The organism is Paenibacillus sp. (assembly GCF_031177825.1).
Classification (GTDB): domain Bacteria; phylum Bacillota; class Bacilli; order Paenibacillales; family YIM-B00363; genus Paenibacillus_AE.
Map to the genome: position 1 here is coordinate 149702 of NZ_JAPSKE010000009.1, position 15726 is coordinate 165427.

At 63.1% G+C, this 15726-nt stretch carries 16 protein-coding genes and 1 pseudogene; 4 read left to right on the forward strand and 13 right to left on the reverse strand.

From position 1 onward, the window contains the following. Nucleotides 1–5: 5 nt before the first annotated feature. From RIN49_RS13360 to RIN49_RS13370, 3 genes are all read right to left on the reverse strand, one after another. A complete protein-coding gene (locus tag RIN49_RS13360; RefSeq protein ID WP_309120669.1) occupies nt 6–809 on the reverse strand; it encodes an ABC transporter permease in 804 nt (267 codons plus the stop codon). Continuing rightward, nucleotides 806–1783, reverse strand: coding sequence for an ABC transporter ATP-binding protein (locus RIN49_RS13365; protein ID WP_375295249.1), 978 nt, complete (start codon nt 1781–1783; stop codon nt 806–808). Before RIN49_RS13365 ends, RIN49_RS13360 begins: the two co-directional genes overlap by 4 nt. Before the next feature lie 298 nt (nt 1784–2081). Then, nucleotides 2082–2942: an NAD(P)-dependent oxidoreductase gene (locus RIN49_RS13370; protein ID WP_309120671.1), complete on the reverse strand. Its 861-nt coding sequence runs from the start codon at nt 2940–2942 to the stop codon at nt 2082–2084. A 94-nt stretch (nt 2943–3036) separates the two neighbouring features. Between RIN49_RS13370 and RIN49_RS13375 the strand changes: the two genes are divergently transcribed. Then, nucleotides 3037–4194 carry a glycerate kinase gene (locus RIN49_RS13375; protein ID WP_309120672.1) on the forward strand — a complete coding sequence of 386 codons (1158 nt, stop codon included), beginning with the start codon at nt 3037–3039 and terminating at the stop codon, nt 4192–4194. 66 nt (nt 4195–4260) lie between these two features. Here the strand turns inward: RIN49_RS13375 and RIN49_RS13380 are convergent, their stop codons facing one another. Genes RIN49_RS13380 through RIN49_RS13390 form a run of 3 tightly spaced genes read right to left on the reverse strand, consistent with a single transcriptional unit; the run spans nt 4261 to nt 6151 of the window. Next, nucleotides 4261–5055 (reverse strand): sugar phosphate isomerase/epimerase family protein, encoded by a 795-nt coding sequence (locus RIN49_RS13380; RefSeq protein ID WP_309120673.1) that lies wholly within the window; start codon nt 5053–5055, stop codon nt 4261–4263. A 2-nt stretch (nt 5056–5057) separates the two neighbouring features. Continuing rightward, nucleotides 5058–5846, reverse strand: coding sequence for a Gfo/Idh/MocA family protein (locus RIN49_RS13385; protein WP_309120674.1), 789 nt, complete (start codon nt 5844–5846; stop codon nt 5058–5060). After that, the gene (locus RIN49_RS13390) at nt 5843–6151 is read right to left on the reverse strand and encodes a Gfo/Idh/MocA family oxidoreductase (protein WP_309120675.1); all 309 of its coding nucleotides are present in this window, start codon (nt 6149–6151) and stop codon (nt 5843–5845) included. Before RIN49_RS13390 ends, RIN49_RS13385 begins: the two co-directional genes overlap by 4 nt. Nucleotides 6152–6287: 136 nt before the next feature. Between RIN49_RS13390 and RIN49_RS28795 the strand changes: the two are divergent. From RIN49_RS28795 to RIN49_RS13400, 3 genes and pseudogenes are all read left to right on the forward strand, one after another. Beyond that, nucleotides 6288–6428: pseudogene (locus RIN49_RS28795) on the forward strand (hypothetical protein); the annotation flags it as partial. A 25-nt stretch (nt 6429–6453) separates the two neighbouring features. After that, on the forward strand, nt 6454–6882 hold the full coding sequence (locus tag RIN49_RS13395) for a helix-turn-helix domain-containing protein (RefSeq protein ID WP_375295250.1): 429 nt from the start codon (nt 6454–6456) through the stop codon (nt 6880–6882). Continuing rightward, a complete protein-coding gene (locus tag RIN49_RS13400; protein ID WP_309120677.1) occupies nt 6875–7429 on the forward strand; it encodes a GrpB family protein in 555 nt (184 codons plus the stop codon). Before RIN49_RS13395 ends, RIN49_RS13400 begins: the two co-directional genes overlap by 8 nt. A gap of 87 nt (nt 7430–7516) precedes the next feature. Here RIN49_RS13400 and RIN49_RS13405 read toward each other — a convergent pair whose 3' ends face one another. The 7 genes from RIN49_RS13405 to RIN49_RS13435 all read right to left on the reverse strand — a co-directional run bounded on the left by RIN49_RS13405 (nt 7517) and on the right by RIN49_RS13435 (nt 15723). Continuing rightward, a complete protein-coding gene (locus RIN49_RS13405; protein WP_309120678.1) occupies nt 7517–7837 on the reverse strand; it encodes a cupin domain-containing protein in 321 nt (106 codons plus the stop codon). A gap of 77 nt (nt 7838–7914) precedes the next feature. Then, nucleotides 7915–9012, reverse strand: coding sequence for a mandelate racemase/muconate lactonizing enzyme family protein (locus tag RIN49_RS13410; RefSeq protein WP_309120679.1), 1098 nt, complete (start codon nt 9010–9012; stop codon nt 7915–7917). Between the two features lie 58 nt (nt 9013–9070). After that, nucleotides 9071–9832, reverse strand: coding sequence for an SDR family NAD(P)-dependent oxidoreductase (locus tag RIN49_RS13415; RefSeq protein WP_309120680.1), 762 nt, complete (start codon nt 9830–9832; stop codon nt 9071–9073). Nucleotides 9833–9850: 18 nt separating this feature from the next. Continuing rightward, entirely contained in the window at nt 9851–10528 is a 678-nt protein-coding gene (locus tag RIN49_RS13420) for a GntR family transcriptional regulator (protein ID WP_309120681.1), read from the reverse strand. A gap of 59 nt (nt 10529–10587) precedes the next feature. Further along, the gene (locus RIN49_RS13425) at nt 10588–12957 is read right to left on the reverse strand and encodes a glycosyl hydrolase family 95 catalytic domain-containing protein (RefSeq protein ID WP_309120682.1); all 2370 of its coding nucleotides are present in this window, start codon (nt 12955–12957) and stop codon (nt 10588–10590) included. A 63-nt stretch (nt 12958–13020) separates the two neighbouring features. Further along, on the reverse strand, nt 13021–14691 hold the full coding sequence (locus RIN49_RS13430) for an extracellular solute-binding protein (protein ID WP_375295247.1): 1671 nt from the start codon (nt 14689–14691) through the stop codon (nt 13021–13023). Nucleotides 14692–14808: 117 nt separating this feature from the next. Next, nucleotides 14809–15723, reverse strand: a complete 915-nt coding sequence (locus tag RIN49_RS13435) for a carbohydrate ABC transporter permease (RefSeq protein WP_309120683.1) — start codon at nt 15721–15723, stop codon at nt 14809–14811. Nucleotides 15724–15726: the final 3 nt, after the last annotated feature.

The following is a 15726-nucleotide window of genomic DNA, read 5'->3' on the forward strand; positions in this document are numbered from 1 at the left end:
CCCGATCACCCTCCTTGGACGACGACGTTGCGCAACGCCCGGCGCAGCAGTCCGCGCCCGACGCCGACGAGCGCGACGAACCAGAACAACTGAATCGGAATGCCTTGAAGCGCTTCCGCCGTCCCGATCTGCCCGGAGTAGACGCGGAACGGGAAGTCCGTCGTCCAGCGGAAGGGTAACGCGCTCGCTATCCCTTGGAGCCATTCCGGCATGAGCGGCACCGGGATAATCATGCCCGCCAAAAACTCGCCCGCGACCGCGATGATGAGAATCGACCCGACCGGGGAAAGCGTCCAAAACACCGAGACGTAGATCAGCATCGAAATCGCCACGACGACGAGCAGACCAAGGAATAACGAGACGAGAAACAGCGCGAACGCGATCCACGTCGGCGGCAGGCTCATGCGATACGGCTCCGGCAGCAAGAAGACCAGGATTAGCAGCGGGGAGGAGCGAAGCGCGACGCTTGCGAGCCGCGTCGCGAGCAGCTTAGCGTACCAGAACCGATAGATGCTGCACGGCCGGCATAATTCGTACGCGATGTTCCCGCTCGTAATGAGATGGAAGATGTCTTGATCCCGGAACCATAGAGCGATAAAGCCGAGGAACATCTGCTGCAGCCATATATAGCAGACAAGATCGCCCAACGGCATCGGCGGTTCGACGGCGCTGTGCTCGTAGAAAGCGACATACGCCATAATAAAAATGAAGCCGAAGAAGATCTGCGTGGCGATGCCCGCGAGCGCGGCCGCCCGATATTGCAAGCCGGTGACGAAACGCAGCTTTAAGACGGAGACGTACGCGCTCATATCCGGTGCTCCCGATACAGCTGTACGACGATCTCGTCGATCGGCTTCGCGTCGACGGTTACGTCTACCAGCTCGACATGCTCCGACAAAGCGGTGACGACGCTCGCCATGCTAACGCGTTCGCTGTCGTAGCTGTACACCGCGCGTCCGGAAGACCAAGAGAGCCGCTCCGTCCCGGGAACGTCGACCGGCGCGTCGTGCTCGCGAAAGTCGGCGGTGAGGGTCCGGTACGTGCCGAACCGATTGCGCAGCGCGCGCAACGAGCCGTCATACAGCAGCGTGCCTTTGCCGATCATCAGGATCCGATCCGCCAGCGCCTCGATATCGCTCATGTCGTGCGTCGTCAGGATGACCGTCACGCCGCGCTCCTTATTCAACGTCTTGATGAACTGCCGCACGGCAAGCTTGCTGACGGCGTCTAGCCCGATCGTCGGTTCGTCCAGGAACAATATCTTGGGGCTGTGGAGCAGCGAAGCCGCGATCTCGCACCGCATCCGCTGGCCGAGGCTGAGCTGACGGACGGGGGTGTGAAGGATATCGTTCAGTTGGAGCGCTTCCGTAAGCGAAGAAACATTTTCCCGGTAGTGATTCTCTGGAGTGTTGTAGATGTCCCGCAGCAGATCGAACGAATCGACGACAGGCACGTCCCACCACAGCTGGGAGCGTTGGCCGAAGACGACGCCGATGTTGCGCACGTACGCCGTCCGTTCCTTCCAAGGCGTGAATCCCATGACGTTGCAGGCGCCGGCGTCCGGCACCATGATGCCGCTCATGACCTTGATCGTCGTCGACTTGCCGGCGCCGTTCGGTCCGATGTAGCCGACGATTTCCCCTTCCCCTATAGAAAAGGATATGTCCCGCAGCGCCTCGACCCGCGCATACTCCCTTGCGAACAGCGCCTTGACCGCTTCCTTGAACCCTGCGGCGCGCCTCGCCACTTTGAACGTCTTTTCGATCCCGTTCAACGTTATGATCGGTTCCAATGCCGTGCCTCCTTCGGTCTATGTGTGGATTGCTTAAAAAATATAGCCGAACGGGCAAAAAAAATATAGACTTATACTTTCTGTCGAGTTATACTAATATTATAGAGGCCGAGGGTACTCTAGTTTAGTTAAGAACTGTCAAAATTCGGAATGCGACCTGATGATGGTCGTGTTTTTTATTTTCTGCATTGTAAAGAGGGGCTCTCCGTTATGGAGGCCCCTCTTGTTGTACTTGCTTCCTTCGCTCCATCGGAAAGCGACATCGTCCCGTTCGGATGCTTTCCGCCGCTTACCGCTCGTAAAGCCTATACAGCGATTGCGTGCCCTTCTCCGCGAAGCCCATGTCGCTCAGCCGCTCGTACAACGTCCGCCCGAGATCCAGTCCGGGCAGCTCGAGCCCCATCTCCTCCGCGCTGTCCAGAGCGATCTTCATGTCTTTGATGAAGTGTTTTACATAGAAGCCCGGTTCGAAGTTGCCCGCGATGATGCGAGGGGCGAGATTGCTCAGCGACCAGCTGCCCGCCGCCCCCGACTCGATGCTCGCCAGCACCGTGCTCGGATCGAGTCCCGCTCGCTTCGCATACGCGAGCGCCTCGCACACGCCCAGCATGCCGCTCGCGATCGCGATTTGATTGCACATCTTCGTATGCTGCCCCGCGCCCGGCCCGCCTTGCCGCACGACGTTCTTGCCGAGCGCGGCGAAGATCGGCCGCATGGCGTCGAACGCCGCTTGCCCGCCGCCGACCATGATCGACAGCCGCGCCTCCCGCGCGCCGACGTCGCCGCCGGACACCGGGGCGTCCAGCGCCTCGACGCCGCGTTCGGCGGCGGCGGCGTGAATGCGCCGCGCCAGCGCGGGGCTCGACGTCGTCATATCGATCAGCGTCGCGCCCGGCTTCGCGTTCGCCGCGAGGCCGCCCTCCCCGAGATATATCGCCTCGACGTCCGAGGGGTAGCCGACCATCGTAATGACGACGTCGCAGGCCGGCGCCAACGCCGCAGGCGACTCATGCCATGCCGCTCCCCGGGCGAGCAGCTCCTCCGCCTTCGATTTCGTTCGGGTGTACACGTGCAGCCGGTGCCCCGCCTCGAGCAGATGCCCGGCCATGCTCCTCCCCATGACCCCGGTTCCGATAAATCCGATATTCAAGTGCATGCGCCTCCCTATCCCAACGATACTAGTTGTATATAGATTATAGCCGTTCGTGCTATAATCGCCAAAAAAAGGTAAGGAGCGTGGGTCCGTGAACATCGTCATCGCACCGGATTCGTTCAAAGGTTGTCTGTCGTCGGAGGCCGCCGCGGACGCGATCGAAAGAGGCGTACGCCGCGTCCTCCCGGACGCGCGCATCGCCAAGGTGCCGATCGCCGACGGCGGCGAGGGGACGTTGGACAGCTTGTTGGCGTCCGCAGGCGGCAGGCGGGTGCCCGTGCGAGCGAGGGGACCGCTCGGCGACGAGGTCGAGGCCGAATTCGGCGTTCTCTCGGGAAGCGGCGCGGCCGTCATCGAGATGGCGAAGGCGTCGGGGCTCGGCCTCGTCGACGCGGATCGGCGAAACCCGCTGCTCGCCACGTCCTACGGCACCGGGCAGCTCCTTCGGGCGGCGCTCGACGAAGGCTGCCGCGACTTCATTCTGGCGGTCGGCGGCAGCGCCACGAACGACGGCGGCGCCGGCATGCTGCAGGCGCTCGGCCTGCGGCTGCTCGATGTCGACGGCGCGCCGGTCGGTCCCGGCGGCGGGGCGCTGTCGCGCATCGCGGCGATCGACGGCGCGGCGTGGGACCCGCGCATCGCCGAGTCGCGGTTCGTGCTCGCCTCGGACGTGTCCAACCCGCTGCTCGGGCCGAGCGGCGCGACCCGCGTCTTCGGGCCCCAGAAAGGCGCGACTCCGGAAGACGTAGAAGAACTGGAACGCAACATGGCGTCCTGGGCGGACGTCGTCGAACGGTTTACCGGCGTTCGGCTGCACGACTTGCCCGGCGCCGGTGCGGCCGGCGGCCTCGGCGGGGCGTTCTTGGCTTTCTTCCCGGCGGAGCTGCGCCGCGGCATCGACGTCGTGCTCGATGCGTCGCCGTTCCGAGACGCGCTCCGGGACGCCGACCTCGTCATTACCGGCGAAGGCCGGATCGACAGCCAGACCGCTTCGGGCAAGACGCCGATGGGCGTCGCGCAGGAGGCGCGCAAGGCGGGCGTGCCGACGATCGCGATCGCCGGCTCCGTCGGACCCGGTATCGAGGCGCTGTACCCGCACGGCATCGAAGCGGTGTTCAGCCTCGCGAACGGGCCGATGAGCCTCGCGGAGGCGATGGATCGCGCGGAGCCGCTGCTCGAACATGCCGCGGAGCAGATCGTTCGCGCGCTTCGGGTCGGGGGGGCCGGTCGTCGGCAAAGCGCCACGTAGCATGAAGAAGCCCCGCCGAGGCGCCGCGGATGAACGTCCGCGGCGCTTCCTGGCGGGGCTACTTGCTTATTGGCCGGCGATTTCGCGCAGCCAAGCGACCGAGCGCGCAACGTCCCCGGTCATCGTGCGAACCGGCCGCGTCTCCGGCGGATGCCATAGCTCCATCGCCAGCCAGCCGCCGTAATTCGCCGCGTGCAACGCTTCGACGAAAGCCGCGAGGTCGACGTCGCCTTCGAGCAAATCCTCCGTCGGCGTCCGCCCGCGTTGGTTCCGCAGATGGACCGCGTATACGCGCTCCGGGTACTGCATCACCCACTCGATCGGGTCGCAGCCGGCGACGTGCGCCCAGCCCGTGTCCACGCACAGCCCGACGGCGGCGTCGGCGTATTCCGCGACCGTCCGCAGGTCGGCGAGCGCCCGCTCCCGCTCCGCGGCGTGGTTATGAAGGCTCAGCCGCAGCCCGAGCGCGCCGGCGCGCTCGGCTAACCGGGACAGATGTTCGCCCTGCCGCCGGAGCAAGCTTTCCGACCGCGGAAGCGGCGCCTTCCAGCCGCCGTACGGATCGGTGTTCACGATCAGATCGATGCCGCCCGCCGCGGCGAGACGCTCCGCGAACGGCAGCACCTCCGCTTCCAACGCGTCGTATTCGCCGTGCAGCGCGACCCCGACGTACGAGGCGGAGACGGCGAGCCCGGCCGCGCGGACGAGCGCCAGCTTCTCCGGCGTCGCGTCCGTCTCGACCGCGTCGAGTCCCGCCTCGGCGCAAGCCTCGTACAGACTCTCCCACGTCGGCTCCTTCCCGTCCGCCTTCCATCGCTCGACCCACCCGTACATATTCGATGAGATGCCCTTCGCTTTCATCCCTACGCCTCCTCGATGCCGATCGTCCGGCGCTCCCCGGTTTCCGCACAATCGTACAAGCTACGGATGAACCGATAATGGTCCAGCGCGCGGCCGTTGACGTTCGCCAGCGACGGCAGGCCGCGAATGCGATTATAAAAGTGTACGAGCGGGAGGTCCATAACGGTGAACGGTCCGCGCGGACCCGGGTCGACGACTTCTTCGACGACCTTCCCGTCCCGATCGGTCCGCAAAACCACCGGCTGCCTAGAATCGTACGGCGTCCAGTGGACAGCGCCCCGGGTCCCTTCGATTTCGCCGAGGAACGTCTCTTGGCCGTGCGTGCACGTGCCGCGCTCATAATGGACCGCGACCGCGCGAGCGCCGTTGCGCCGGAACGACAGGAACGCGCCGATATGATGCTCCACGTCGTAGACGACGTCCGTCGGATCGGCGGCCGTCTCCGGCTTCGCCGTCCACGCGGCGGCGATGTCGATCGAGGACGGCGACAAGACGTCTACCAGCGTCGAGATGTCGTAAGGGCCCCAATCCATGGCGATCCCCCCGCCGCTGCGGGCGCGTTCAAGGAACCAGCGGCTCTGAGGCTGGTATTCGATGCCGGCGCGGCTGCGCTCCCACTTGTTGACGAACGTCGCGTGGTAAATTTCGCCTAAGACGCCCGATTGCACTGCGCGCTTGACCGCTTCGTTATGCAGCATGCCCTTGCCCTTGTGCCGCACCGCGCAGCATCCGAGCAAGAGGCCGCGCTCCGCGGCCAGTCGCTCCATCTCCTCCGCCTCGTCGACGTTCATCGCGAGCGGCTTCTCGCACAACGCGTGGCGGCCGGAGCCGAACGCGAGCCGTACCCCGTCAGATGCAGGAACGGCGGCGTCGCCACGATGACGATATCGTCGTCGCGCGCCGGCTCGGAGGCGAGCATCTTCGCCGCGTCGTCGAACGCCGCGGCCTCCGGATACGCGTCCCGGAACGATTCGAGCGCCGCCGGATTCGGATCGGCGACGCGGAGCGCCGCCGGCTCGGGCAGCTTCGCCGCCGCGGCATGCGCGCGGGCGATGACGCCGGCACCGATCAAGTAAATCCGCACTGCTAAGATCACCTCATTCGTTTCTTCCGATGCATCCCACTCTACCATCCTCGGCGCGCCGGCGCTCGTCCGAAGCTCCCGCGAAACTCGTCGTTTTGTATACGGAATCGGCCGATAAGCGTTATAATGAACATCAGGTGATTCCGACATGTACGTAGAACGGTTCCGGCTGTCGCGCGACTTCGCGTTCTTCCGCGGGCGCGGCACGGACGAAGCGCATGAGCTGCATATCCACGACTGCCTCGAGGTCGGCGCCTTGCTCGAAGACGAGCTCGAATACCGGTTCGGCGGCCGTACGTATCACGGCAAGCCGGGTGACGTCTTCCTCTGCCGTCCGTTCGAGCCGCATTGGAGCTTCGCGAAGCCGGGCGGGCGCCGGGCGCGAATCGCCGAGACGCGTCGAAGCCGCCGAATGGGTCGGTCCGCTGCTGGAGTCTTATCGCGACCCCGCAGCCTGCGAGCGGCTGATCCAAGACGCCGGCGTCGGCCGAACGCTGTTATACCGGGAATTTCGGAAGATGACCGGCCTCTCGCCGCAAGCGTTCATCAATCGACTCCGGGTGCACACCGCGACGGATCTGCTCCGCTCGACCGACGAACCGATGATCGAGCTCGCCGAATCGAGCGGCTTCCAGTCGCTCAGCGCGTTCAACAAGCAGTTCCGCGCGTACGCCGGCTGCCCGCCGAGGGAGTACCGCAGCCGCTTCCGAATTGAAACCGAAAGGAGCGTCCAAGATGTCTGAATCGAAGCCCTATGCCGTCGCCGTCGTCCCATACAACACTGTGTGGCCGGCCGCCTTCGAGGCGGAACGCGAACGACTGCTTGCCATGCTCGCTCCGAACGTCTCCCGGATCGAACACGTCGGCAGCACGTCCGTACCGGGGCAAGCCGCGAAGCCGATTCTCGATCTGTTCGCGGCCGCGCGGCCGCTGCTCTCCGAAGCGGAATACGCGGAGCGGCTGCGCGAGGCGGGATACGCCTATCAGAAAACTGGGATGGTCGGGAGGCATCTGTTCTACCGCGAGGCGGGAACCGGCGCGCGCACGCATCATTTGCATTTGCTGCCGGAAGAGGGATTCTACGAGCGGAACGAAATCCTGCTGCGAGACTACCTTCGGGCGCATCCGGCGGAGGTCGAAGCGTACGGCGCTTTGAAGCGCGAACTCGCGAAACGGTACGCGGCGGACCCCGACGGGTACACGAGAGCGAAGACCTCGTTCATCCAGCGCATCGTAGACGCGGCGCGCACGGAGCGAGGTTTGCCGTTGGAATCCGTCTGGGAAGAGTGAGCGCTCGGAGGCGCGAAGTAAAAAAAGGCGGCCCGAAATTCGATCTCGGACCGCCCGCCGCCCGCCGCGCTTCGGCGGCGAGTCCGATTATTCTCTCTTCAATAAGTCCAATCTCAGCGGCGTGAACGCGTCGAGCAGCGCCGACGGCTCCAGCGCCTTCACGCCGTGCTTCGCCCCGCCGGGAATCGTAATCGTATCTCCCGCCTGCAGCACGGTGACGCGGCCGTCGATGCGAAACTCGATGCGCCCCTTCAAGCAATAGCTCATCTGCTCATGCGGATGCGAGTGCTCGTAACCCTCGGCCCCTTCCTCGAAATGGACCTCCATCATCATCAGCCGTTCCCCCGGGCCGAAAATTTTGCGTTTCACGCCCGGCTCCGCGTTTTCCCATTCGCCTGTGTTCGCCAAATCGTACCGCTCCTCTCGAGGGATGTAATCGCTTTACTCGTCTACCATCATACCCGATGGAGAAGCGGCTCGGCTACTTATCGCACGCGATAATTCTCGAAGCAGCTCGGAATCACTTCCGTAGAAGCGCCCGGCAGCTGCGGCAGCGCGTAGCGGCCGTCCTTCACCGTAGCGGGCTCTACGAAAATATCGCGAATCCAAGGAATGTATTCGAGCATGATCGCGTTCGGCGTCGCAGCCACGAGATGCTGGTGAATTTGCCCCATATCGCCGACGTGCGGAACGACCGGCAGATCGTACGCCGCCGCTAGGTTCGCCACCTGCAGCCACTCGGTGACGCCTCCGACCCGCGTGCAATCCGCCTGCACGTATTCGACCGCTTCGGCTTGGATATAGTCGCGGAACGCGTATTTCGTATATACATGCTCGCCGAGCGCGATCGGTACGTTCAGCTCCCGCGCGAGCTTGCGATGCCCGGCGACGTCGTCGGGGTTGAGCGGCTCCTCCAGCCAAAACAGATCGAACTGCTCCAGCTTCTTGCCCCACGTCATCGCCGTATTGACGTTCCATTGCTGATTGACGTCGATCATCAGAATAATGTTCGGCCCGATCGCCTCGCGCACCGCCTTGACGCGTTCGAAGTCCTCCCGCGGATCCGGCTTGCCGACCTTCATCTTCACCCCGGCGAAGCCTTGCTCCACATACGATGTAATATCCTTAAGCAATCGTTCCTTCGACCAGTTCAGCCATCCGCCGTTCGTATTGTACGCTTGGATCCCTTCCGACTTGTGTCCGCCGAGGTATTGCCATAACGGCTTATTCGACGCCTTCGACATAATGTCCCAGAGGGCGATGTCCACCGCGGCCAACGCCATGTGCGCGATGCCCGCGCGTCCGACCCAGTGCAGCTGCCCGAACCGCATGCCGTCCCATAACTCCTTGACCATGAACGGATCTTTCCCGAGCAGGACGGGCGCATAATACCGGTCGATCGCGCCGGCGATCAAGTCGTCTCCATAGGCGCACGTGCCCGTGTACCCGTACCCGACGATGCCCTCGTCGGTCGTAATGCGCACGCCCGGCAGCCCCCAATGCGTCGGCGAATTAATAGCGTCGGTAATCGGCGGGTGGAGCGGCACGTGCAGGACGAAGCTTTCGACGTTTACGATTTTCATGGCGGTTTCACACTCCAAATTTTCGTATATCATGTATGATTATTTAGAAAAAGAAACCCTAATACCCCAACGACGCCCCGCCGTCCACGGGCAGCGCGACGCCGGTGACGAACCCTGCATCGTCGCAGGCCAAATACAGCGCGGCTCTCGCGATTTCTTCCGGCGTCGCGCAGCGGCCCAGCGGATGCATCTCGCCCAGCGAACGCGCCGCCGCCGCCGGATCCGGCTGCCGCTCCACCCAATCCTCCAGCAGCGGCGTCATGACGCCGGCCGGGCAGATGCAGTTGACCCGCACGCCGTCCGCGGCGTAATCGAGCGCGAGCGACTTCGTCAGCGCGACGACCGCCCCCTTGCTGGCCGAGTACACCGGATTGTTCCGCTGCCCGAGCAATCCGTTCAACGAAGCCAGGTTGACGATCGAACCCCGGCGTCTCCGGAGCTCGGGAATGCATGCTTTCGTCGTCAAGAAGACGCTCTTGACGTTACTATCCATCACGCGCTGCCAATCGGCTTCCTCTACGTGCTCAATCGGTCCCGGGAGGATGACCGACGCGTTGTTCACTACTACGTCAATGGCGCCGAACGTATCGATCGTCGCTCGCGCGAGCTTCCGCACGTCCGCGTCCAGCGAGACGTCCGTTCGAATCGCGATTGCCCGGCCGCTTCCCTCGTTGATTTCCCGCGCAACGCGGGCCGCGGCCGCTTCGTTCCGATCCGCGACGACGACGTTCGCGCCGCGGTTTGCGAACAGCGCCGCGATCGCTTCGCCGATGCCGGAGCCGGCGCCCGTCACGATCGCGGTTTTCCCTTCGAGTCGCATTCCTCCGCCCTCCCGTTCCTAGTCCTTGGTCTGCAGAAACCTCAAGTTCGTACGCTCCCGCGATCGTTCGAGATGGCGGAGCATCGCGTCGGCGGCGCCGTCGGCGTCGCGCGCGGCGAGCCGTTCCAAGATCGCCTGGTGTTCGCGCCATTCCACGTCCGCATCGTCCATCTCCAGATGGAGTCGGATGAAGCCGAGATACCGCTCGATTCGTTCGATGTACCCCCTAACCGCCCCGCGAAGATTCGCGTTGCCGCAGTAATCGAGAATCGCGCCGTGCACCGATTCGTTCATCTCCGCCACGAACTTCAGCCGCCCCTCGGCCGTGTTCGGCAAGTCGCCGCGACGCGACGCCATGAAGCGCTCGAGCCGCGCCAGCGCCTCGTCCGGAATGCGCGGCGCGGCTTTCTCCGCAGCGAGCGGCTCCAGCGCCAGCCGAATTTCGAACAGCTCGTTCAGGTCCTGTTCGCTCATGCCATTGACGAACATGCCCTTGAAGGGCACGACGTGCAAGAAGCCCTCCGACTGCAGGCGCGACAACGCCTCGCGTATCGGGATGTTGCTCACCTCTAGCGTCCGCGCCAACTGATCGATGTTGACCTTCTCGCCGGACTTCAGCCGATTCGAGAGAATGTCTTCTTTAATCATGCGATAAATTTCGTCCGTTAGGTTGACTCTGCTGATTTTCCCGCTCATGCGAATCCGTCCACCGCCTTTCCACACAATATATCATGTATGATCGGCGGCGTACAAGATTAGGCACGGCGGAAGAAGCGAAGCGTCTGGCCGGATTCCGTCGGCAGCTCGAAGAGGGTTCCTGTCAGCGGCGCTTCGTTGCCGTCCGGCAGCAAGCAGACGGCCGCTTCCATTCCCCATGGATTGTACATCCGAAGCGCGCTTCCCGCTTCGCTGAAAACTTCGACCTCTTTCGCGGTCCCGTCCTCGAAAGCGGCGCTGACGAGGAACGCTCCCCGCGCCCGCATCGTGCGAAACTTTGCCTTCTTCTCGGCGGGCCAGTTCGGGAACAAGCGAAGCACGCCGTTGTAGCTCTGCAGCAGACACTCGTTAATGACGGCGGGCAATGCGAAATTTTCGAACCAGATCCCCATCCGCGACATGTAATCGTAATCGGTCGTATCCGAATATCTGCCGCCGGACTCGAGCAGCCGGTCGGTGCACGTGCCGTTCGGCAAGAGACAATATTCGATCTGCCGCTTGAACCTCTCCAGATCGAGCGCGCCGAGCCTCGCCCCGGCGAGATGATAGAATACCAGCTCGTTCCCGCCTTCGTTGCGGTGATTGCGGTACGAATCGAGCGCGATTCGGTACTCCTCGGGACTCGAATGAAGCCCGTGGTCCTCGCCGGGAAAGACGGTGACGATCCCGTTCGGCACGTTGTACACGACCTCCGGGTCCTCCCCCGGCACGGAGACGAACACCGTCCCTCGCGCGGATTCGGCCGTCGGGTACGCCGGGAATCGGTCCAGGACGGCTCGCACCTCCGCACCGATCGCCGCCTCCGCCGAATCGTCGGCGAAGCCTAGCGCTTCGCAAGCTTCGAGATACGCGCGGAACAGAAACTTCGTCAGCGCAAGATCGACGATGCAATCGTAATTTTTCCGAAAGCCCGGGGTCAGCTCGTACAGCTCCGGCACGACCGTCGGGAACACGTGGTACTTGCCGTCTCCCCATGCCTCGCCGTGCGCTTCGGGGCGCGTCATGTAATCGACCATAAACAAGACGGCTTCCTTCATCGCCGGGAAGGCGCGATCGGCAAGGAACGTCCGATCCATCGTGTATACGTAATGCCACCACAAGCTCTGCACGGTCCACGGCGTCTCGCATACCTCCCAGCCCCAATGCGGGACGGGGTACGGCATCATCGTCATCTCGACCGGGTAAGCGGAATGCGGGAAGTACGCGCCCCGCAGGCCGTAGTACTCGCGCGCCCATCGGCGGCTGACGGGCAGCACGTGATCGACCATATTGGCGTAGGCGAGGTGCTTGTCGACATGATTGCTGGAAAATGCCGCCCAAAACGGCTGCTGCGTATTGTAGTTCATATGATAGTCGCCATGCCAATCGGCGCCGATCCTGCCGTAGCTCCAATTGGCGAACAAGCCCGGACAAGTCGCCTCCGGCTTTACGGCGCAATGGAAGAAGTATAGGTTCCGGTACCACGTCCGCTCCAGCAGCTCGTCCTCGAGCTCCACCGCCGAGCGGGACCAATACGCTTCCCAATCCGATGAGGCCGCTATGAATGCGGCGTCGCGCGCGTCCGTCGTCGTCGCGGCGATCGGCGCGGCGGCGTCCGGCGCGTCCGCGGCCAGGCCGGAATCGAGCCGGACGCTGAGGACGAAGTCCTGCCCCGCTCCGATCGCCGCCTCCAGCGGTCGGCCGCCGGCGGCGAACGCCGCGCCCCCGCCAACACGCGCCGTCAGCCGGAACGCGCGGTCCCGCGGATCGGGGGCCTCGATCGAGCGCGGCAGCCGTTGCCGGAACGACAGCTGCTTCGCCGCGTCGTCCGAAGATGCGGCGTAGACCGGCAGCTCGGGCGGCGTCTCGGGATCGGGAATCAGCCGGACGCGATCGAACGGGGCTGCGACGCCGCTATTCGGCGGCGCTTCCCATGTCGCCCACAACACGTCGTCCCGCGGATCGACGAACAATCGGAGCGCCGCGTCCGCCTCTCCCGCGCGGAAGTATACGCGGCACGTCCCGTCCGCGATGTCGAGGCGATGTCCGAGCAGCTCCGCCTTCCGTCGATCGAAGCCGAGCAGCAGCGACCCGCAAGGCATCGGGCGCGGGTACGGGAAAGAATAATTTTCGCAGGCCATCTTAACGTATTCGCGGTACCACGGATCCTCGTCGAGCGACTTACAGGTTTCCGGAATTTGTTTAAGCTTCGCAAATACGGAATCGAACGTCCCCAGTTCCTCGCGATGCCGCTCCTCGATCCGAATGTCCCAGACGTCGTTATGTCCGAACCGGACGACGACCGCATCTGGCCGCGTCGTGACGACAGCGCCCATGCCTCCGTTCCCGAGCAGCGCGCCTTCGAAGAAATCGGGCGCCGGACGGTTCCCGACGATCGCATGCTTGCCGGCTTGCGATTGCAAGTTCATAGGGGTGACCCTCCTTAAAGAAAACCAGGCGCTCCGGCATGACCAGGCGCCTGGTAACGTACGTTATTTCGCGGAAGCGTCGTACGCTTCTTGCAGAATTTCCAGGTAGCGGTCGAGCCCGAGATCTTTAAGCCCTTTGACGTAGCCGTCCCAGTCCGCGTTCAGGTCCTTGCTGCCGGTGACGAACTGCAGCGAGCTTTGCTCGATGTACTTCTTGATATTCGTCTGCAGCATGCTCAGCTCGTCGACTTGCTCCGGATCGACCCAGACGGACCACATCGGGAACAGCTCCTGCGGCTCGTGGCCTTGGTACAATAAGGTCGCCTGATACAGACGTCGCTCGTAGTTCGCCGAGTCGTAGATGTCCGTGCCCTGCACCCAGCTGTCGCGATACTCCTTCGGCATGTAGAAGTGGCCCATGCCGCTCCAGCCCGCGTTGCGAGGCTCTTCGCCTTCCTTGGCCGGAATCGGCTTCACCATCGGCTCGACGTTCTCCCCGAGCGCGGCGTCGCCCGGCGCCGGATCTTCCCAGTCGATGCCCTTCATGCCGGATGCCGCATTCGTCTGCCCTTCCGGCGTATACATGTAGTCGGCCAGCTTGATCAACGCGATCTGCGCTTCCTTGCTCGCCTTGTTCGTAATGGCGAATTTCGCGCCCGGCGATACGCCGCCGGCGTCATGCGTCGCGAAGGAGCCGTGCGGACCCGTCAGCGGCGGGAGCGGGTTATAATGCGCCGAACGTTCCCCGTCGAGGTTAATGAAGATGGCGGGGTGCATGCCGGCGCCGGCGCCGAGAATTTCCGCGCCCGCGTTTTCGCCGATCTTCTTGAACGCCTCAGCGTTCTGCGTGAACGCGCCCGGGTCGATCAAGCCTTCGTCGTACAGCGATTTCGCGTACGCCAAGCCTTCCTTCCACTCCGGCTTGATCGCGGCGGACTCGACCTTGCCGCCGTTCAAGTTCAAGTAGTTCCGGTCGTCGTTGTACACGAATCCGTTCATAAGGAACGGCAGGACGCGCACCCCGAAGTCTTCCGTCGAACCGCTGAGCGCCACTTCGTCCGCTTGGCCGTTGCCGTTCGGATCCTGCGTCTTGAACGCCGTCAATACGTTCTTGAACTGTTCCGGCGTCGTCGGCATCTCGAGGTTCAGCTTTTCCAGCCAGTCCGTATTGATCCACATCTTGTTCGGATACGAGCAGTGGAAGCACTGCGAGTAAGCGACAAGACCGTAGATGTTGCCGTCCGGCGCCGTGTTGAACGTCTTCAGCTCCGGATTGGATTCCATCGCCGCCTTAATGTTCGGCGCGTATTGATCGATCAAGTCGTTGAGCGGAACGAGCACGCCTTGTTGGCCGTATTTCAGAACGTCCGCTTGGGAAAATTGATCGATGTACGCCGTCAGGATATACGCGTCCGGATAGTCGCCGCTCGCGAGCGAGATTTGGCGCTTCTCCTTCGCCCCGTCCGACGGGATCGTCTGCCAATCGAATGTAATGCCGAACATCTCCTCGGCATGCTTCGTGAATTTGTTCGTCGCGAGGTCGATGCCTTGCTCCTGCACCGCGAACACGCTGATCTCCACCGGTCCCGCGGACGTCTCCGCCGGCGCTTCCGAACCCGACGATTGCCCCGCCGCGGAACCTTCCGCCGTGTCGGAGCCGCCGTTCGAGCATGCGGCCAGGACGACGCTTAATCCCATTACGATCGTTAATAACCCGAGTCCAACCTTCTTCACTGGGTAACGCTCCCCTTTCGATTTCGGATTCCATTATACCCCTTTTTTCTCGATCCATCTTCGGCCGGCTACATCGTCCTCACCACCTTGCCGTCGCCCGATCCCATGTTCAGAGCGTTATCCCTTCACGGAACCGACCAGCATGCCTTGCACGAAATGCCGCTGCACGAACGGATAGATGAGCAGCACCGGCAGCGTCGCCACGACGATCAATGAATACTTTAGCAGCTCCGCGAGCTGCGCCCGCTCCACCTGAATGCTCGGGTCCATGACGCCCGCGCTGTTGTTCTGGATGATGATGCTGCGCAGCACGAGCTGCAGCGGATACAGCTTATCCGACTTCAAGTAGATGAGCGCGTCGAAATACGCGTTCCACTGACCGACGGCGTACATGAGCACCAACACGGCCAAGATCGGCTTCGAGAGCGGCAGCACGATGCTCGTCAAGAAGCGCCAGTCGTTGCAGCCGTCGATCTCGCTCGCCTCGAACAGCTCGCTCGGAATCGTCGCTTGGAAGAACGTCCGCGCGATGATGACCTGCCACACCCAGATCGCGTTCGGGATGAGGAGCGCCCAGCGCGTGTCGATCAGCCCCAGCTCCCTCACGACGAGATACGTCGGGATAAGACCGCCGCCGAACAGCATCGTGAACGCGATGAACGCCATAAGGCCGTTCCGTCCGAACAACGTCGTCCGCGACAAGGGATACGCCAGCATAACCGTCAGCGTCACGCTGATCAACGTGCCGGCCGCCGTATAAAACAGCGAGTTGCCGTAGCTCCGCATAATTTGGGGCGTGCCCAACACCGCCTCGAATCCCCTGAAGGAGACGTCGACGGGCCAAAGCCACACTTGTCCGGACGTCACCGCGGACGGGCTGCTGATCGAGCTGCTGAGAATGTACACGAGCGGATACAGTACGATGACGAGCACGATCGTCAGAATCGCGTAGATGACGGCCATGAACAGCCTGTCGCCCGCCGATTCGCGGATCGCCCGCTTCGTCCTCGTCGTTGTTGTCGCCAATTCCATAGG